This window comes from Nonomuraea sp. H19, assembly GCF_052068215.1.
In the GTDB taxonomy this organism is placed as follows: Bacteria; Actinomycetota; Actinomycetes; order Streptosporangiales; family Streptosporangiaceae; genus Nonomuraea.
In genome coordinates this window covers 599,273-618,005 of the sequence record NZ_JBQHCV010000002.1, presented here as the reverse complement: position 1 = coordinate 618,005, position 18,733 = coordinate 599,273, and the positions used below count along the sequence as shown (strand labels likewise).

At 69.4% G+C, this 18,733-nt stretch carries 13 protein-coding genes; 7 read left to right on the top strand and 6 right to left on the bottom strand.

Features of this window, described 5'->3' with window-relative positions; all coding sequences use genetic code 11:
• The first annotated feature begins 48 nt into the window (after window positions 1-48).
• Window positions 49-1,815: a S9 family peptidase gene (locus tag ACTMTI_RS06650; protein ID WP_441118801.1), complete on the top strand. Its 1,767-nt coding sequence runs from the start codon at window positions 49-51 to the stop codon at window positions 1,813-1,815.
• 153 nt (window positions 1,816-1,968) lie between these two features.
• Here ACTMTI_RS06650 and ACTMTI_RS06645 read toward each other — a convergent pair whose 3' ends face one another.
• The gene (locus ACTMTI_RS06645; protein WP_441118800.1) at window positions 1,969-3,162 is read right to left on the bottom strand and encodes a PP2C family protein-serine/threonine phosphatase; all 1,194 of its coding nucleotides are present in this window, start codon (window positions 3,160-3,162) and stop codon (window positions 1,969-1,971) included.
• A gap of 471 nt (window positions 3,163-3,633) precedes the next feature.
• On the opposite strand from ACTMTI_RS06645, the gene ACTMTI_RS06640 reads away from it, so the two are divergent.
• Both ACTMTI_RS06640 and ACTMTI_RS06635 read left to right on the top strand, forming a co-directional pair.
• Entirely contained in the window at window positions 3,634-7,809 is a 4,176-nt protein-coding gene (locus ACTMTI_RS06640; protein ID WP_441118798.1) for a HAMP domain-containing protein, read from the top strand.
• Between the two features lie 3 nt (window positions 7,810-7,812).
• Window positions 7,813-8,442, top strand: coding sequence for a response regulator (locus tag ACTMTI_RS06635; RefSeq protein ID WP_441118796.1), 630 nt, complete (start codon window positions 7,813-7,815; stop codon window positions 8,440-8,442).
• A gap of 137 nt (window positions 8,443-8,579) precedes the next feature.
• Here ACTMTI_RS06635 and ACTMTI_RS06630 read toward each other — a convergent pair whose 3' ends face one another.
• Together ACTMTI_RS06630 and ACTMTI_RS06625 are read right to left on the bottom strand one after the other, a co-directional pair.
• Complete coding sequence (locus tag ACTMTI_RS06630; RefSeq protein ID WP_441118856.1) at window positions 8,580-9,899, bottom strand: NYN domain-containing protein; 1,320 nt, start codon at window positions 9,897-9,899, stop codon at window positions 8,580-8,582.
• Window positions 9,900-10,086: 187 nt separating this feature from the next.
• Window positions 10,087-12,402 carry a sigma-70 family RNA polymerase sigma factor gene (locus ACTMTI_RS06625; protein ID WP_441118795.1) on the bottom strand — a complete coding sequence of 772 codons (2,316 nt, stop codon included), beginning with the start codon at window positions 12,400-12,402 and terminating at the stop codon, window positions 10,087-10,089.
• A gap of 161 nt (window positions 12,403-12,563) precedes the next feature.
• Here ACTMTI_RS06625 and pyrE point away from each other — a divergent pair, with 161 nt between their 5' ends.
• Entirely contained in the window at window positions 12,564-13,097 is a 534-nt protein-coding gene (gene pyrE, locus ACTMTI_RS06620) for an orotate phosphoribosyltransferase (RefSeq protein WP_441118793.1), read from the top strand.
• On the opposite strand, the gene ACTMTI_RS06615 is transcribed toward pyrE, so the two are convergent.
• Window positions 13,094-13,510, bottom strand: coding sequence for a hypothetical protein (locus ACTMTI_RS06615; RefSeq protein WP_441118792.1), 417 nt, complete (start codon window positions 13,508-13,510; stop codon window positions 13,094-13,096). The genes pyrE and ACTMTI_RS06615 overlap by 4 nt on opposite strands.
• A gap of 52 nt (window positions 13,511-13,562) precedes the next feature.
• The gene (locus tag ACTMTI_RS06610) at window positions 13,563-14,273 is read right to left on the bottom strand and encodes a DedA family protein (protein WP_441118791.1); all 711 of its coding nucleotides are present in this window, start codon (window positions 14,271-14,273) and stop codon (window positions 13,563-13,565) included.
• 109 nt (window positions 14,274-14,382) lie between these two features.
• Between ACTMTI_RS06610 and fbaA the strand changes: the two genes are divergently transcribed.
• The 3 genes from fbaA (at window position 14,383) to ACTMTI_RS06595 (ending at window position 17,241) form a co-directional block, all read left to right on the top strand.
• On the top strand, window positions 14,383-15,405 hold the full coding sequence (fbaA, locus tag ACTMTI_RS06605; protein ID WP_441118790.1) for a class II fructose-bisphosphate aldolase: 1,023 nt from the start codon (window positions 14,383-14,385) through the stop codon (window positions 15,403-15,405).
• A gap of 34 nt (window positions 15,406-15,439) precedes the next feature.
• Window positions 15,440-15,850: a DUF3151 domain-containing protein gene (locus tag ACTMTI_RS06600; RefSeq protein ID WP_441118789.1), complete on the top strand. Its 411-nt coding sequence runs from the start codon at window positions 15,440-15,442 to the stop codon at window positions 15,848-15,850.
• Window positions 15,851-15,957: 107 nt separating this feature from the next.
• Window positions 15,958-17,241 (top strand): adenylosuccinate synthase, encoded by a 1,284-nt coding sequence (locus ACTMTI_RS06595; RefSeq protein ID WP_441118787.1) that lies wholly within the window; start codon window positions 15,958-15,960, stop codon window positions 17,239-17,241.
• A 56-nt stretch (window positions 17,242-17,297) separates the two neighbouring features.
• On the opposite strand, the gene ACTMTI_RS06590 is transcribed toward ACTMTI_RS06595, so the two are convergent.
• Entirely contained in the window at window positions 17,298-18,677 is a 1,380-nt protein-coding gene (locus ACTMTI_RS06590) for an ATP-binding protein (protein WP_441118786.1), read from the bottom strand.
• Window positions 18,678-18,733 lie beyond the last annotated feature (56 nt).

Here is an 18,733-nt window from a genome sequence, read left to right as displayed (position 1 = left end):
CATCCCGAGCCCGGTGGGCCGGGACATCAACGGGAGGGGGCGCGGCGGATGAAGGCGGAGGAACGCTGGCAGGCCAGGTTCCGGGCCTCGCGCATGACGCTGCCCTCCTGGGCTCCCCAAGCCCCGAACCGCTCCATCTACCGCTCCAACGCCACCGGCAAGTGGGAGGTCTACGCCTGGGACCGCGTGACGGGCACCACCCGCCAGGTCACCGACCGGCCCAAGGGCACCGCGTTCGCCGCCATCGACCCCACCGGGCAGTGGATCTACTGGTTCGCCGACACCGAGGGCGACGAGTTCGGCGTGTGGTGGCGCCAGCCGTTCAGCGGCGGCCCCGACGAGCCGGTCGCCCCCGGTCTGCCGGCGGGCCAGCCCGGCGGCATCGCGCTGTCCACGACCGGCGTCGCGGCGATCAGCCTGGCCAGTGAGGGTACGTTCCGCATCCACCTGGTACGGGACGGCGAGCCGTACCGGCTGCTCTATGAGCACACGGAGGCCGCGTGGGTAACCGACATGTCCCTCGACGGCTCTCTTATCGCGATAAATCACGGTGAGTACGGCGATTTCCGTCACCCTGCGCTCCGCGTCGTCCGCCAGAACGGCGAGACGGTCGGCGAGCTGTACGACGGCCCCGGCAAGGGCGTGATCGGGCTGAGCTTCGCCCCGGTCGTGGGCGACCGCCGCCTGCTCGCCCTGCACGAACGCCGCCAGCGCAACGAGCCCCTCGTCTGGGACCCGCTGACCGGCGAGCAACGCGAGATCTGGCTGAGGGACCCCGGCGAGCTGAACGCCGAATGGTACGCCGACGGCCGCGGCCTGCTGATCCTGCGCGACGACCGCGCCCGCAGCTACCTGCACCGCTACAACCTGGGCGGCGGTGACCTGACGCTCATCGAGACGCCGCACGGCGTGATCGACGAGGCGGCGCCGCGGCCCGGCGGCCACGTCGAATACCTCTGGTCGAACGCCTCCCGCCCGCCGGTCATCCGCTCCAGCAACGGCCAGGTCGTGGTCAACCCGAGCGGCCCGCCCGCCCCGCCGAGCGTCCCGGTCGAGGACATCGACGTCGAGGGCGAGGGCGGCCGCATCCACGCGCTCGTCTCCACGCCCGAGGCCGGCATCGCACCGTACCCGACCGTCTTCCTGCTGCACGGCGGCCCGACGGAACATGACCGCGACGTCTTCTCGCCCGAGGTCGCGGCCTGGGTGGACGCGGGCTTCGCGGTGGTGCGGGTCAACTACCGCGGCTCGACCGGCTACGGCTCGGCCTGGCGCGACGCGCTGCACGGCGACGTCGGGCACATCGAGCTCGCCGACGTGGCCGCCGTACGCCGGCGGGTGGTCGAGCGCGGCATCGCCGACCCGGCGAGGACCGTGCTCGCGGGCGCGGCCTGGGGCGGCTATCTCACGCTGCTCGGCCTCGGCACCCAGCCGGACCTGTGGGCGGCCGGCATCGCCGCCGTACCGATCGCCTGCCACCAGACCTCGTACGAGGACGAGGCGGAGAGCCTGCGCGCCTACCACCGCGCGCTGTTCGGCGGCTCGCCCGGCGAACAACCCGAGCGGTACGCGGCCAGCTCCCCGATCACCTACGTCGACCAGGTGAAGAGCCCGCTGCTGATCCTCACGGGCGAGAACGACACCCGCTGCCCGCTGCGCCAGATCGAGAAGTACGTGGCCAAGCTGGCCGAGCACGGGCGCGAACACGAGGTGTACACCTATGACGCCATGCGCGGATCCCTCGTGGTGTCCGAGCGGATCGCGCAGATCGCCGTCCAGCTCGAATTCGCCAGAAAGCACGTGGTTTCACTCTGACATTTGACAGATCGTAAAGAGTTGGCCCACCCGGCCGTCTTGATCGTCGGCCCCTCCTGTTGGCACTATGCGCGCGCATCGCCGTTCACCGGGAGGCGTCCAATCGAGCACCACACCGCCCACGACTCCGCGACGGCGCGGGAGGCCAAGAGGTCAGCGGGCGCGCAGCACCACGATGGCCAGGTCGTCCGCGCTGGGCTCCGAGGCGAACTCGGCCGCGCCCCTGCGGATGCGTTCGGCCACCGCCCTGGCCGACAGCCCCGCGCACTCGGCCAGCAGCTTGGCCAGGCCGCCGTCGTCGTCGAGCAGCCGCCCGCCCGAGCGCCGCTCGGTCACCCCGTCCGTGACCGCGAGCAGCACGTCGCCATGCTCCAGATGGACGGTGTCGGCCTCGAACACGACCTCGTGGAAAACGCCGAGCAACGACTGCGGCGTGGTCACCGCCTCCACCTTGCCGCTCGGCTTGAGCCGCAGCGCCTCGGGGTGCCCGGCCGACACCATGCGGATCTCCAGGCCGCTCTCCACAGGCGTGATGTCGCCGTGCAGCAACGTCAGGAAGCGCGCCCGCTCCCCCTCCTCCAGGATCGCCTGGTTGAGCCGGCCGAGCACGGCCGCGACGCCGTATCCCTCGCGGGCGAGCAGCCGGAGCGTGTGGCGGGCGAGCCCGGTCACGGCGGCGGCCTCCGGGCCGGTGCCGCAGACGTCGCCGATCGCGAACCGCCACGAGTCGTCGCCCGACTTGAACAGGTCGTAGAAGTCGCCGCCGACCTCGTTGGCCTCGCCCGCCGGCTCGTAGATGACGCCGTAGTCGAGGCCCGGCACCTCGGGCTCGTTCGGCGGGAGCAGGCTGCGCTGGAGCGCGCGGTTGGCGGCGGCCTGCTGGGCGTAGAGCCTGGCGTTGTCCATGGCCAGCGCGGCGCGCCTGCTGATGTCCTCGGCGAACTGGATGACGTCGTCGGGGAAGCGGTCGGGCCGGCCCAGGCACATCATGCCGAGGCTGCGCCCGCGCGCGGTGAGCGGCACCGCGAGCACCTGGGCATCGGCCAGGTGGATCGTGGAGGTGACCCGGGTGCCGGCGGCGGCGACGTCCACCTCCGTGAGCTGCTCGCGCAGGCCGTCGATCCTGGCCTCGTCGGCGTGCCACAGATAGACCAGCCGCGGCGGGCCGACGGCGTTGTCGGAGGTGTAGACGGCGCACCAGCTCGACAGCCGCGGCACCACGATCTGAGCGATGATCGCGGGAACCATGTCGGGATCTAGAGTGCCCGCGAGCAGGTCGCTCGCGTCAGCCAGGAACCCCAGCCAATGCGGCCCTCTGGCGCTCTCTTCCAGCCATTCCGCCGCCACCCTGTCTCCTGAGCCAGGTAGCGTGAGCCTTGCCCAATGGACACGGGAATCGCCCGTGAAGGTGACTCCCCACTCTTCGACGTTCACGGAAGGAGCTTTTGGATCACTCTGTGAGACGCTTCGCTGCCTCAATTCGACCTGCACAGCATCCCCGAAATGCTTCCAAATCACCTCAAATGGCTCGTCAGCGACCTGTTCGGTCAAGTCTCCCGCGACTTGCTCGGCGGTATGGAGCACGCCACCGGTGGCCCACGCGGTCATTACCTCGCGCGTGAACCTCATCGCAGCCGTCACAGCGGTCGCACCGGGCGCGAAGGTCGCAGCCAGCACCGCATGGGGAGAAGCACTCATCCCCACGTGCCTACCACACTTGGCTCTGACTTGGGGTAAATCCAAGGACAGGACTGCGAGCTACTCATCGTGACAGACTTGAATCACTCGCCGGAGCCCGCAGCGAGTGAAGGAGGCCCCATGACCACGGCCAAGGCCGCGCCAACCCCAGAGGAGAGGACCTATACCGAGTCGGATCTCGTCCCCATTCTGGAGACCCTCTTCGCTTGGCGCGACGGCGACTTCCGGCGTCGGGTGCCTCATGCGCCCCCTGGCATCATGAGCGAGGTCCGGCTGCTGCTCAACGAGGTGGCCGACCGTCGCGAGCACCTCGCGAACGAGCTCGTACGCGTCCGCAGAGAGGTCGTCAAGGAAGGCCGGTTCAGCGAGCGGCTGACGCCCGGTCCCGGCGTCGGAGCGTGGGCGGAAAGTGTCGAGTCGGTCAACCAGCTGATCGACGCCCTCGTGAGCCCCGTGAGCGGCGCGGCGGACGTGATCGACGCGGTCGCCAAGGGCGACCTGTCACGGCGCATCGACCTCGACCGCTCGGCCCGCGGCGAGGTGCGCCGCCTGGGCAAGGCGATCAACGGCATGGTCGAGCAGCTCGCGCTGTTCAACTCCGAGGTCACCAGAGTGGCGCGCGAGGCCGGGACGGAGGGCCGGCTGGGCGGCAGCGCCAACCTGCGCGGCATGTCCGGAAGCTGGCGCGATCTCACCGAGGCCGTCAACACGATGTCGTCCCGCGTGGCCGCGCAGGTGCGCGACATCGCGGTCGTGACGACCGCGGTGGCCAAGGGCGACCTGAGCCGCAAGGTGACGGTCGACGCCGTGGGCGAGATGTTCGAGCTGAAGAACACCGTCAACACGATGGTGGACCAGCTGTCCGGCTTCGCCGAGGAGGTCACCCGAGTCGCCCGCGAGGTCGGCACCGAGGGCCAGCTCGGCGGCCAGGCGCAGGTGACCGGCGTGTCCGGGGTCTGGAAGGACCTCACCGACAACGTCAACTTCATGGCCAACAACCTCACCTCCCAGGTGCGCAGCATCGCGACCGTGGCGACGGCCGTGGCCCAGGGCAACCTGTCGAAGAAGATCACCGTCGACGCCCAGGGCGAGATCCTCCAGCTCAAAGACACCCTCAACACGATGGTGGACCAGCTGTCCTCCTTCGCCGACGAGGTCACCCGCGTGGCCCGCGAGGTGGGCACCGAGGGCAAGCTGGGCGGCCGCGCCGAGGTGAAGGGCGTGTCGGGCGTCTGGAAGGACCTCACCGACAACGTCAACTCCATGGCCAACAACCTCACCTATCAGGTGCGCAACATCGCCCAGGTGACCACGGCCGTGGCCAACGGCGACCTCACCCGCAAGATCGACGTGGACGCCCAGGGCGAGATCCTGGAGCTCAAGTCGACCATGAACACGATGGTCGAGCAGCTGTCGTCGTTCGCCTCCGAGGTGACCCGAGTCGCCCGCGAGGTCGGCACGGAGGGCCAGCTCGGCGGCCAGGCACAGGTACGCGGCGTGTCCGGGGTCTGGAAGGACCTCACCGACAACGTCAACTCCATGGCCAACAACCTCACCTCCCAGGTGCGCCAGATCGCCGCCGTCTCCTCCGCGGTGGCCCAGGGCAACCTGTCGAAGAAGATCACCGTCGACGCGCAGGGCGAGATCCTCCAGCTCAAGGACACCCTCAACACGATGGTGGACCAGCTGTCCTCCTTCGCCGACGAGGTCACCCGAGTCGCCCGCGAGGTCGGCACGCAGGGCCAGCTCGGCGGCCAGGCCCGGGTCCAGGGCGTGTCCGGTGTGTGGAAGGACCTCACCGACAACGTCAACTTCATGGCCAACAACCTGACGTACCAGGTGCGCAACATCGCCGAGGTGACCACCGCGGTCGCCAACGGCGACCTCACCCGCAAGATCGACGTGGACGCCCAGGGCGAGATCCTGGCGCTGAAGACCACCATCAACCGGATGGTCGACCAGCTCTCGTCGTTCGCCTCCGAGGTCACCCGAGTCGCCCGCGAGGTGGGCTCGGAAGGCCAGCTCGGCGGCCAGGCCCGGGTCGAGGGCGTCGAGGGCACGTGGAAGCGGCTCACCGAGAGCGTCAACGAGCTGGCCGGCAACCTCACCACCCAAGTACGCGCCATCGCGACCGTGACCAGCGCCGTGGCGCGCGGCGACCTGACCCGCTCGATCGCCGTCGAGGCGCAGGGCGAGCTGGCGGAGCTGAAGGACAACATCAACTCGATGGTGGCCAACCTCCGCGAGACCACCCAGGCCAACCAGGAGCAGGACTGGCTCAAGTCCAACCTGGCCCGCATCTCCAGGCTCATGCAGGGCCACCGCGACCTGTTCGAGGTGGCCAAGCTGACGATGAGCGAGCTGACGCCGCTGGTGTCGGCCCGCTACGGCGCCTTCTACGGCATCGACCCCGAGGGCGACCACGAGCTGGTGCTGATCGGCGGCTACGGCGTACGCCCCGGCCGCGGGCCGCGCCAGCGCTTCTCCATCGGCCAGGGCATCGTCGGCCAGGCGGCGGCCGAGGGCAGGCACATCGTGCTCGATGACGTGCCGCCGCAGTTCATCACCATCGACAGCGGGCTCAGCCAGTCCACGCCCGCGCAGATCGTGGTGCTGCCGATCCTGTTCGAGAACCGCGTGCTCGGTGTGCTGGAGCTGGCCTCGTTCACGCCGTTCGGCGAGGTCCACCTCGACTTCCTGCGGCAGCTCGTCGAGACCATCGGTGTCACGATGAACACGATCATCGCCAACTCCCGCACCGAAGACCTGCTGACCGAGTCGCAGCGGCTCACCCGCGAGCTGCAGGAGCGCTCGGACGAGCTGCAGCGCCAGCAGGAGGAGCTGCGCAGGTCCAACGCCGAGCTGGAGGACAAGGCGGCGCTGCTGGCCAAGCAGAACCGCGCGATCGAGATCCAGAACTTCCAGATCGAGCAGGCCCGCCGCACCCTGGAGGAGCGCGCCGAGCAGCTGGCGGTGTCCTCGCGCTACAAGTCCGAGTTCCTCGCCAACATGTCGCACGAGCTGCGCACGCCGCTCAACAGCCTGCTGGTGCTGGCCAAGCTGCTGACCGAGAACGCCGAGGGCAACCTGACCTCGCAGCAGGTCGAGTTCGCCCGTACGATCCACAGCGCCGGTTCCGCGCTGCTCCAGCTGATCAACGACATGCTCGACCTGTCGAAGGTCGAGGCGGGCCGGATGGACATCCACCCCATCCAGGTGTCGCTGCCCAAGATGGTCGATCTGCTGGAGGCGGCCTTCGCGCCGCTGGCCCAGGACAAGGGCCTGTCGTTCCATGTGGAGGTCGATACCGGCGTGCCGCAGGAGCTGCGGGCCGACGAGCAGCGACTGCAGCAGGTGCTGCGTAACCTGCTGTCCAACGCGGTGAAGTTCACGCCGCGGGGCGAGGTGAAGCTGCGCGTCACGATGGCGCCCCCGGGGGTCGACTTCGACGACGACACCCTGCACGAGGCTCAGGACCTGTTGGCCTTCCAGGTCATCGACACCGGCATCGGCATCGCGCCCGACAAGCGGGACGTCATCTTCGAGGCGTTCCGGCAGGCCGACGGCACCACGAGCCGGAAATACGGCGGCACGGGCCTGGGCCTGGCGATCTGCCGGGACATCGCCAGGCTGCTCGGCGGCGAGATCCACGTGGACAGCGAGCTGGGCAAGGGCAGCACGTTCACGCTCTACCTGCCGGCCTCCTACACCGGTCCGCTGGCCGCCACCGACGGCGGCGCGGCACGCCGGCAGCTGATGTCCCCGCCGTCCGACGAGCCCGCCACCACGGTGCCCGAGCCGCCGCTGCCGCTGGACCTGCCGATGCCCGAGCTGGTCGAGCCGCCGCTCGAGACGCCCAGCCAGTGGCAGGGCGACGATCCGCTCAACGGCGCGAAGATCCTCATCGTGGACGACGACATCCGCAACGTGTTCGCGCTGACCAGCGTGCTGGAGCGGCACGGCTCGACCGTCGTCTACGCTGAGAACGGCCGGGAGGGGATCGAGCAGCTCGAACGGAACGAGGACGTCGCGCTCGTGCTGATGGACATCATGATGCCGGAGATGGACGGCTGGGCCACGACCTCGGCCATCCGGCGCATGCCGCAGTTCGCGGACCTGCCGATCATCGCGCTGACCGCTAAGGTCATGAGGGGCGATCGCGAAAAGAGCATCGCCTCGGGCGCGTCCGACTACGTGCCCAAGCCGGTCGATGTGGATCGCCTGCTCGAACGCCTGCGGGGCTGGCTCAACCGCAGCCGGGGAGCCACGTCCGGCTCATCAGCCGAAGGGTCGTGATCGATGCCGGACCGCGCAAAGATTCTCCTGGTCGACGACCGCGAGGAGAATCTCATCGCTCTGGAGGCCATACTCAGCTCGCTCGACCTGGTGCCGGTGCGTGCCCGTTCGGGTGAGGAGGCACTCAAAGCGCTGCTCAACACGGAGTTCGCGCTCATCCTGCTCGACGTGCGGATGCCGGGCATGGACGGGTTCGAGACAGCGGCGCACATCAAGCGGCGCGAGCGGACCAGGAACATCCCGATCATCTTCCTGACCGTGGTGGACAGCGCGCCCGACTACGCCTTCCGCGGCTACGCGGCCGGCGCGGTCGACTACCTGACCAAGCCGTTCGACCCGTGGGTGCTGCGGGCGAAGGTGTCGGTGTTCACCGAGCTGTACAACATGAACAAGCGGCTCGCCGAGCAGGCGTCGATGCTGCGCGAGCGGCTCACCGGCGAGCTGCCGCCCGGGACTGGCGATCATGCTTCGGTGCTGCCCGAGCTGTCCCGGCGGCTGACGGCGGTCGAGGACGAGCTGGCCAGGATCCGGGAGCTGGCCCGCAAGTCCCAGGACCCGGCGCTGGCCGCCCCGCTGTCGGACCTGACGGACCGGGTCACTCATCTCCGGGCCGGCTTCGACGCGCTGTCCTAGCGCCCGGACGGCACACGGACGGCACACCCCGAACGCCGCTGGGGAAGGGACGCCACGCTGCGGCGGTGCCGCAATCGGCAGGCGGCGTGGCCGGGCGGCGCAGGAGCCGGGGCGCGGCGCGGGCGGTGAGGGGTGGGTCAGTGGCGGGCGCGTTCGAGGGCGTCCCAGAAGCCACGCCGCAGCGCGTGGCGTACCTCATCGTGCAGCAGGAAGTCGATCGGCAGGGACGAGCCCTGCAGCAGCCGCGCCTCCAGGTCCGAGGGCATGCGCGGCTTGCGGGCCAGCACCGCCTCCAGCCACAGCGCCGGGGCGTCGCGGGCGACCGATTCGCCGAAGTCGTGCCCCTCCCGGTGGGCGGCCTTGACGGCGTCGGCCAGCGTCGTGGCACCCGCGGTGGCGGCGGACGGCGGACTGACCGGCGCGGGCTGCGGCCCGGTGTACGGGCCGAGCTGCGCGGGCTGATAGCTCCCGGTGGACGGCGCGGCGAACTGCCCGGTGCTGGGCGAATGCGAACCCGAGTGTGAACCCGAGTGTGAACCCGGCTGCGAACCCGAGTGCGTCCCGGAGTGTGAACCCGAATGCGACGGCGAAGCCGAGTGCGGCCCCGAATGGGACGACGACGGTGACTGCGCCTGCATGGGGCCGGTCATCGGGGCCGCGGACGGCGGGGTGGCGGGCGGCTGCTCCTGCTGGAAGCTCGCGTAGGTGGGCAGCACGGGGGACGTGGACGACGATCCACGCCCGGACGACGGTGCGTTGGAGGACGGCTGGCTGGGACCAGCGGTCGAGCCGGCGGCGTGGTTGCCGCTGGAGGACGGCGAGGCCGGGGGCAGCGATGAGGGCAGCGAGGACGGCGGCAGCGAATGTGCGGCCTGACCGTTGCTGAGCGGCTGGTGGTGTCCGTTGGACGATTCGGTGACGCCTGACAGCAGGCTGACGTACGGCCGCAGGTGGGCGGCCCCCAACTCGACGAGGTCGTCGCACTCCTGCCGGAGCGAGCGCGAGACGGCCCAACCGCCGTCCGCCGCAATGTGGATCACGCTCACCCTGATGCCGAGGTCCTGGGCGTCGCACACGACCTGCGACAGGTCCTCGTCCCCGCTCACGACCACCGCGTCGCAGATGGCGTTGTTGCGGGCGAGCGTCATCAGGTCACGATGGACCTGGGCATCGACGCCTTCGCGCCGGCCCGGGCGGATGCGCGACAGCCTGAGCTTGAGGCCCGGTATGTCGGCCAATACGTCGTGCTCCGGCGTGCGGCGGCCTTCGACCGTCGCTTCGTACCAGTAGCACCGCAGCAGCGGCAGGCCGGTGCGCTCGCGCGACAGGCTGGTCATCAACTGGAGCAGCCCTGGGTAGTCCCAGGAAACCGCTTCGCGATGACGCGTGCCGTGCACGGCCATCGCGCCATCAGCCAGCAGATAGCCAGCGTCGACGAACAGCGCGCAGCGATCCACTGACACCGCCCCTTTCCTGGTGGTCCGACCTAGCTGGCTCTGCACCGTCAGAGACCGGACTTCGGCGGCCCTCTCTCAGGGTAATGAAAGCAGGTGATCGTGCGAGGGTTTATCCCGACGATTCGGCACCCGCTCGCCGCGACGCCAGACCTTTCAGGCAGACCGTACCAGTTTGTCCTAATCTCAATCACGATCGCGCACGCGCGCTCAGCGCGGCCACGCCGAACAGGACGACATCCTTGTCCGTGGCGATCGTCAGCCCGGGATCGACCCCCAGCTCAGCGCGGACCGTATCGACGTCGACACCGAACGTCAGCTCCCCCGCGCCGCTCGCCGAGCCGTCGAAGACGTTCGCGACAGCGCGGTCGCCGCCCTCGGGGGTGATGGCGCCGGTGCCGAGCGAGACCTTGTCGCCCTTGAGATCGGTGTCTCCTTCCCACGTCACCAGCTCGGCCCTGGCGGGAGCGGCCGCGGGGGTCAGCCCGCCGAGCGGGATCCGCACCCGCCGGACCGCGCCGCCGACCACGGTGGCCGTGTCGAGCACCACGGCCTGGCCGTACGGCTCCGCGGGATCGGTCACGATCAGCACCAGGCTCCATCCGGCATGCCGCGACACCCCCTCCTCCAACGGGGCGTCTGCCGCCCACCACGTGCCGTTCCTGCGCGCGTTGGCGGCCAGTGCGCTGACGTCGGCGAACGCCTGGTAGACGGGACCCGCGGGCAGCTCGCGGAACGTCACCTGCCCGGGCCGGATCGTCACGTATTTCCGCCGCCCCGGTGGCCGGATCTTGATGGGCCCGGCGTGATCGCCGCTCGCCGACCAGTAGAGCCCGGCCCACACGACCCGGCCGCCCTTCGGCAGCGACAGCTCGGCCGCGCTCGAGACGGCGGTGCCCGGCGAGTCGTCCCGGTCGATCGCGGTCATCGGCCAGAGGTCGTTGTCGCGCTGGTCGCCCTGGCGGCGCCGGGCCTGTGCGCAGCCTGCCCGCGTTTCGGGGCAGCTCAGCAGCGTGTTGCCGATCGCCCGCACGGTCACCTTGCCCTCGGTGGCGAACCTGGCGGGAGCGCCCGTCGCGCGTACGCCTTCCTCCGCCCGCGCCTTGACCTCTTGCGCGCCGCCCGCGATCCGCACGGCGGGCCCCGCGCCCTCCGGCGCCTCTTGAGCGACCAGGACGCGCAGGAACACCGCCGTTCCCTCCCCTGCCGCCAAGGGCTCCCTTGAGCACGTGGCGCCGCCGCTGGACGGGCGGCAGGCCCAGCCGTCCACCGTGCCCACGGGGTCGAGGGAGGCGGCCTGGTGGTGGCGGCTCGTCGGGATGAGCGTCACGCCGGGCGGCAGGTCCACGAGCGCGGCCAGCTTCTCGCTGGGCGCTTCGCCGTAGTTACGCAGCCGGATGCCGATGATGCCGGGCTGGGCGCGTACGAGCGCGCCGAGCGGGTCGATCGTCGCGCGCAGCCGCGCCTTGCCCGGCTGCTTCACGGTCTTGACGGGGGGCGGGACCCGCTCGGGCGGCTCGGCGGACTTGGCTTGCGGGAGCGCCGGGCGTACCGGCTCGGGCGGCTGGGCGATCGGCGCGGTCGCGGGCTTCCTGACCGGCTTGTCGTCGGAGACCAGCAGGAGCGTGGCCGCCGCGGCGACCGCGACGGCCACGCCGCCCGCCACCACGACCTGCAGGTGCGTGGGCGCCCGCCGCAGCCGGCGCAGCAGCCCGACCGCACCACCGCCGCCGCCCGCCGACTTGCCCAGCTCGGCCGCGTAGCCGCCGAAGAGCGGTCCGGCGATCAGCGGCCCGACCATGACGCGCAACCCCCGGTTGACGTCGGCCAGCTCCAGCAGCACGCCGTGGCACTCCTCGCAGCCGCTCACATGCTCGTCGACCTCTTTGGAGTCGCGCCTGGCCAGCCCGCCCCTGACGTACGCGCCCATCTTGCCGAGCACGGGAAGGCACTCGCGCCGCGGCTTGGCACGCAGCTGCAGCCGCAGGCACGCCTGCCGCAACCCTTCGCGCGCCCGGTACGCCAGCGCCGCCACGCCGTTGACCGACAACCCGAGCAACGGCGCCACCTCGGCGGGCTTGATCCGCTCCACCTCGGTGTGCCAGAGCACCGCCCGCCACCGCTCGGGCAGCGACAGGTACGCCCTGGCGATCGTCGACTTCTCCAGCCCGACCAGCGCGGGATCGACGAACGGCACCCCGGGGTCGTAGTCCTCGATCTCCTCCGTCGTCACTTGACGGCTCTCGATCCTGGAGCGGTCGTAGACCGTGCGCCGCACCACGGTCAGCAGGTAAGTACGGAAACCGGACTCGGGACCGATGCCCCTGCCGACCAGATCGAGGATCTTCGTGAACGCCTCCGCGACCACGTCCTCGACCTCCGTGCCCTTGACGAGCTGCCGGGCCAGCGCGCGGGCCGCGGCGACATGGCGCTCGTAGAGCTGCCCGTAGGCGACGGCGTTTCCCCCTTTGGCCGCCTGAAGCAGGTCTGCGTCGCTTTGCGGCACTTCGACACCCATAGTGACCTCACGATTACGCGACGTTGCCTCGCGCAATCATTCCGCATTCCCCGTCCTGACTAACCCTCGACCGCGTCTTTGCCTTTGACGGTGCAATGGACGCCCGGGCCCTGAGGTCGGGCGCAGGACCGGACCCTAAGCTTGGTCGCATGACAGATCGCGACAACCTGCTGGCCGAGATCAAGAAGAAGGCCGTCGTCCACGGCAAGGTCATCCTCTCCTCGGGCATGGAGGCGGACTTCTATCTCGACCTGCGGCGGATCACCCTCGACGGCGTGGCCGCGCCCCTCGTCGGCAGGGTGATGCTCGACCTGACCGCTGACCTCGACTACGACGCGGTGGGCGGGCTCACGCTGGGGGCCGACCCGGTGGCGGCCGCGATGCTGCACGCGGCGGCGGCGCAGGGGCGCACCCTCGACGCGTTCGTGGTGCGCAAGGCGCAGAAGCAGCACGGCATGCAGCGCAGGATCGAAGGGCCCGAGGTCAAGGGGCGGCGGGTGCTCGCCGTCGAGGACACCTCCACGACCGGCGCCTCGCCGCTGACCGCCGTGGAGGCGCTGCGGGAGGCCGGGGCCGAGGTGGTGGCCGTGGCCACGATCGTGGATCGGGGCGCGCGGGAGCGGATCACCGCCGAGGGCCTCGACTACCGCTCCGCCTTCACGCTGGAAGACCTGGGGCTCTAGCCCGGCGCGCGGACGGTGAAAGCTTCCCTCGCGCCCGTCTCGCCCTGCTTCCGGGGCTTGCCGTTCTCGGTGACGCGGACCGTGCCCGCGTCGCTGAGCACGACGTCCAGCTCGGGCTCGAAGTAGCTGACCTCCTCGCCCCTGCTCATCTCGCGGTATTGCAGCACGTCGCCGCCCGGCACGCGCACCGTGACGATGGGGCAGGTCTCGGCCAGGCACTCGATGCGCACGGTCGGGACCTGTGCGCTGGCCTGTTCCGTGACCGCGTCGGTGGTGGCGAGGGCGGAAGCGCGCTCGCGCTCGGGCTGCGCCGGAGCGCCGCCCGAATCGAGCAGCGCGCGCCCGCCGATGACCAGGAGTGTCACCACGGCCCCTGCCGCCAGGACAACGAGCGCCAGGCGGGCGAGGCCCATCGGATCTGACCTGTGGCGTCCCACAGTGGGCAGCGTACTTCGGTGTGGCCCGTCAGTGTTGGCTGTCGCCCGACGGCACGCGGTGGTGCTTGCCGTGGGGCGAGGGGAGGCGCTTGTTCTCCCGGCGCTTCTTGACGACCTCGACGATGATCGGGATCAGCGAGATGAACACGATGAGGAAGACGCCGGGCAGGATGTACCTGTCGATCTGCTTGGGATCGACCTGACCGCCGAGGAAGTGGCCGAGCAGGATCAGGCCCTCGGTCCAGACGACGCCGCCGATGACGTTCCACAGGAGGAAACGCTTGGCCGGCATCTCCAGCACGCCCGCGACGGGATTCATGAACGTCCGCACGATCGGCACGAACCTGGCCAGAATCACCGCCTTGGCCGGGCCGAACTTCTCGAAGAACTCCTCTGCCCGGAGCACGTGCTCCCTCTTGAACAACCGCGAATCCGGTTTGTCGAAGAGCCTGCGGCCGAATCGCGCGCCCAGGAAATGGCCGAGCTGCGCGCCGGCGATCGCGCACAGCGGCGTGCCGATCAACAGCACGGGCAGCGAGAGCGGTGCGATGCCCATTCCCGCGGCCACCGACGCCGAGCTGAAAATCCCCGCGGCCACCAGCAGCGAGTCACCGGGCAGGAAGAACCCGAGCAGCAGACCCGTTTCGGCGAAGATGATGGCCAGCACGCCGACCGTGGCGAATGCGCCGAGAATCGTGAGCCACCACGTCGGGTCGAGGAGATTCCAAAGCCAGTCCACGCCGAGAGCCTACCCGTAGCGGCGACGCACGCGTTGTATCTACCACAGCGGGTAGTGAGCCGAGATACTGAGCCTGGTGCGAAGCCGTAACTTCTCAGGGAGATGAATCATGCCTATTGCGACTCCAGAGGTCTACGCTGAGATGCTCGACCGGGCCAAGGCCGGTGGATTCGCCTATCCGGCGATCAACATCACCTCATCCCAGACGTTGAACGCCGCCCTGCGCGGCTTCGCCGAGGCCGAGAGCGACGGCATCGTCCAGGTCTCCACCGGCGGCGCCGAGTTCCTTTCCGGCGCCTCCGTCAAGGACATGGTCACGGGCGCGACGGCGCTGGCCGAGTACGCCCGGGTCGTGGCCGCGAAATACCCGGTCACGGTGGCCCTGCACACCGACCACTGCCCCAAGGACAAGCTCGACGGCTTCATGCGGCCACTGATCGACATCTCCCTGGAGCGGGTCTCCAAGGGCCTCGACCCGCTCTTCCAGTCGCACATGTGGGACGGCTCCGCCGTACCGCTGGAGGAGAACCTGGAGATCGCCAAGGAGCTGCTGGAGAAGTGCGCGCGGGCCCGGATCATCATGGAGATGGAGATCGGCGTCGTCGGCGGTGAGGAGGACGGCGTCGTCGGCGAGATCAATGAGAAGCTCTACACGACCGCCGAGGACGCGCTGGCCACCGCCGACGCCGTGGGCGTCGGCGACAAGGGCCGCTACATGCTGGCGGCCACGTTCGGCAACGTGCACGGCGTCTACAAGCCGGGTCACGTCAAGCTGCGGCCGAGCGTGCTGAAGGAGATCCAGGACGCGGTCGGCGCCAAATACGGCCAGGAAAAGCCGTTCGACCTGGTCTTCCACGGCGGCTCAGGCTCGCTGCTCGAGGAGATCCACGAGGCCATCTCCTACGGCGTCATCAAGATGAACGTCGACACCGACACCCAATACGCCTTCACCAGGCCGATCGCCGACCACATGTTCCGCAACTACGACGGCGTGCTCAAGGTGGACGGCGACGTCGGCAACAAGAAGACCTACGACCCGCGCTCGTACGGCAAGGCCGCCGAGGTCGGCATGGCGGCCCGCGTGGTCGAGGCGTGCCAGAGCCTCAAGAGCGCTGGGACGAAGATCTCCTAGCCACTTGTGCGGCCCGGCGGGTATGACTTGTCCTATGGATAACCTTCTCGCCGGGCCGCCCCCGACTCACCTGCCGGACCTGCCCGAGGCCAGGGAGGCGCTGGAGGCCGGGGCCAAGGCCGCCGACGTCGCCGCCCGATTCCCGGCCTACCCGACGGCTTGGGCCACGCTGGCGGAGGAATACTTCGCCCAGGGCCACGCCGTCACCTCCTACGCCTTCGCGCGCACGGGCTACCACCGCGGGCTGGACCAGCTCCGCCGCAGCGGGTGGAAGGGGCACGGGCCGATACCGTGGGAGCACGAGCCCAACCGCGGCTTCCTGCGCTGTCTGTACGCCCTCTACAGGGCGGCCCAGGCCATCGGCGAGAAGGACGAAGCGGAGCGCTGTCTGCAGTTCCTGAAAGACAGCACCGAGGCCGGCTACGACGCGCTGACCAAGGGATAGTCACCCTTCCCTTGGGACGAATGGGCACGTTCGGGTAGTCTCACTACGCAAGAGCCCCTGTCGCGCTTGCGTCAGGGGTTTTCGTTTTGTGCACGGGAGACTGAACCATGCCGGCTGCCGTTCTCGTTGGTGCCCAGTGGGGCGATGAGGGCAAGGGCAAGGCCACCGACCTGCTCGGTGGCGACGTCGACTACGTCGTCCGCTATCAGGGTGGCAACAACGCGGGTCACACCGTTGTCATCGGCGACCAGAAATATGCGCTGCACCTGCTACCGACGGGAATCCTGTCGCCGGAAGTGGTTCCGGTGATCGGCAACGGCGTGGTCATCGACCCGGGTGTGCTGCTGAGTGAGATCGACGGCCTGGCCGCGCGGGGCATCTCCGCCGAGCGCCTGCTGATCTCCTCGAACGCGCACCTGATCATGCCGCACCACAAGGCGCTCGACAAAGTCACCGAGCGATATCTCGGCAAGGCCAGGATCGGCACCACCGGCCGCGGCATCGGGCCGGCGTACGGTGACAAGATCGCCCGCATGGGCGTGCGCGTGCAGGACCTGCTCGATCCGGGCATCCTCGCCAAGAAGATCGAAGTCGCCCTGACCGAGAAGAACCAGGTGCTGACGAAGGTCTACAACCGGCGCGGCATCGACCCCGAGGCGGTGCTGGAGGAATACCTCGGCTACGCCGAACGGCTCAAGCCGCACATCGCCGACACCTCGCTGGTGCTGTCCAAGGCACTGGACGAGGGCAAGTTCGTGCTGCTGGAGGGCGGACAGGGAACGCTGCTGGACATCGACCACGGCACGTACCCGTTCGTCACGTCGTCGTCGCCCACGTCGGGCGGCGCGTGCGCCGGCGCCGGCATCCCGCCGAACCGCCTCACCAAGATCATCGGCATCCTCAAGGCGTACACCACCCGGGTCGGCTCCGGGCCCTTCCCGACGGAGCTGACCGACGAGATGGGCGTCTGGCTGCGCCAGACCGGCGGCGAGTACGGCGTCACCACCGGCCGCAACCGCCGCTGCGGCTGGTTCGACGCGGTGATCGCGCGGTACGCGACCCGCATCAACGGGATCACCGACTACTTCCTCACCAAGCTCGACGTGCTGTCGGGGCTGGAGCGGATCCCGGTGTGCGTGGCGTACGACGTGGACGGGGTGCGGCACGACGAGATCCCGATGACGCAGACCGACTTCCACCACGCCACGCCGATCTACGAGGAGTTCCCGGGGTGGCAGGAGGACATCACCAGCGCCAAGTCCTTCGATGACCTGCCGCCGAACGCTCAGGCGTACGTGCGGACGCTGGAGGAGATGAGCGGGGCGCCGATCTCCGCCATCGGCGTGGGTCCTGGCCGCGACCAGACCGTCGTGGTGCGCCCGCTCGTTTGACCGGACCGTGGGGATGGAGCCTTCCATCCCCACGGTGGGGTGAACGGCGACCTGCCTCAGACGTCAGTTTCGAGGGCGAAAATGTCGGCCGCTGTCACGCACAGCGTGCCGGGAGGCGCATGGGTGATCTCGTCCCGCGCGCAAACCGCGAAACGAAGCTGTTCGATGTCTTCGGTCAGGTGCCCGGCCTTCGCGGCCAGCCCTGTGACGATCCGGCTCGCGTTCACCTTCTTGGTCCACTTCGCCTCACCTACCATGATCGGCTTCCGGGAGCGACCGGCCAGCACAGCCGCGTCGATCTGGTGTTGTCCGTCCGCCTGCCACCACCGCCCGACAGCCACGACGTCCGGGCTTATCTGGGCGGCCCGCAGCCGAAGGTGGTCACGGAAGGTCTCCTCCCAAGCGCCGCCGAGATGGTCGTTCAAGGAGTCGATGAGTACGGGGAGGATCGTCTCGCCGAGACCGCGATCGATCTCGGGCATGACGCGGGAGAGGACGCCGAGATAGAAGGCGAGGAAGTTGTCCGCGATCCGGTAGATCTTGCGACGGCTGCGTACGGTCTCCGTGACCGGCTGGATCCGCTCGACGAGCCGGAGTGCGAGAAGATCGTTGAGGGTCCTGGTGGGATCCACCCGAGTGGCGTCGCCGATCTCGTTGTGCTTGGTGTAGCCCTCGGCGATGGCCTGGAGCGTCGCGGCTAGGTGGATCCCCTTTCCCGCCTCCGTCGCCAAGACCAGGTCACCCTCCCGGATCATCTTGGCGTCGGGATGACAGGCCAGGCGTGCGAGATTGCGCTCGACAGACAGGTCGGATCGCCACCACGCCAGATAGAGGGGCATGCCGCCGACGATGCCGTACACCAGCGCCCGATCCGCGGGCGACAACTCGGGCAGCATCTCCGCGGCCTCATGGGGCCGGAAGGGATGGAGCTGCATAGTGAGATCGAAACGCCCGTAGAGTGGCGCCCGGTATTCCTGAATGGACTGCATCGTCCGTACGGCAGAGCCGCACACGATGATCCGCAGGTTTGTTCGCCCGTGCGAATGGTCGAGGAAGGCGCGTAGGACACCCTCGAGTTCAGGGGCCGCGGTGATGAGCTCGGGGAATTCGTCGAGGATCAGCAGCAGAGGCTCCCCCACCGCTTCCCTGCTGAGGTGGTCGAAGACCTCGTCCCAGGTCTGATAGGGGCGGTTGACAAGGTCGCGCGTGGCCGAGGGGACCACGGGAGCCGTCCGCGCGGACAGTTCTTTCAACTCCCACAGCGGGGTCCGGCCACCGCCGGTATGGAAGATCACCCGCTTGTCCTTGGCGAAGTGCTGGAGCAGGGCCGTTTTGCCGACTCGGCGGCGCCCCCAGATCAGCGCGGGACGGGGATTGGGCTCCTCCCACCACTCCTGGAGCGTGCGCAGCTGGTCCCTCCGGCCCACGAAGTCCATGACTCCAGAGCAACCGACATTTTTGTCGGCGACGCTGGCGTCGCCGACAAAAATGT

What these genes read in the sequence shown, in the direction of transcription:
- ACTMTI_RS06650 (WP_441118801.1), top strand. Translation starts at nt 49, where the DNA reads ATGAAGGCGGAGGAACGCTGGCAGGCCAGGTTCCGGGCCTCGCGCATG.
- ACTMTI_RS06640 (WP_441118798.1), top strand. Translation starts at nt 3,634, where the DNA reads ATGACCACGGCCAAGGCCGCGCCAACCCCAGAGGAGAGGACCTATACC.
- ACTMTI_RS06635 (WP_441118796.1), top strand. Translation starts at nt 7,813, where the DNA reads ATGCCGGACCGCGCAAAGATTCTCCTGGTCGACGACCGCGAGGAGAAT.
- pyrE (WP_441118793.1), top strand. Translation starts at nt 12,564, where the DNA reads ATGACAGATCGCGACAACCTGCTGGCCGAGATCAAGAAGAAGGCCGTC.
- ACTMTI_RS06615 (WP_441118792.1), bottom strand. Translation starts at nt 13,510, where the DNA reads ATGGGCCTCGCCCGCCTGGCGCTCGTTGTCCTGGCGGCAGGGGCCGTG.
- fbaA (WP_441118790.1), top strand. Translation starts at nt 14,383, where the DNA reads ATGCCTATTGCGACTCCAGAGGTCTACGCTGAGATGCTCGACCGGGCC.
- ACTMTI_RS06600 (WP_441118789.1), top strand. Translation starts at nt 15,440, where the DNA reads ATGGATAACCTTCTCGCCGGGCCGCCCCCGACTCACCTGCCGGACCTG.
- ACTMTI_RS06595 (WP_441118787.1), top strand. Translation starts at nt 15,958, where the DNA reads ATGCCGGCTGCCGTTCTCGTTGGTGCCCAGTGGGGCGATGAGGGCAAG.
- ACTMTI_RS06590 (WP_441118786.1), bottom strand. Translation starts at nt 18,677, where the DNA reads ATGGACTTCGTGGGCCGGAGGGACCAGCTGCGCACGCTCCAGGAGTGG.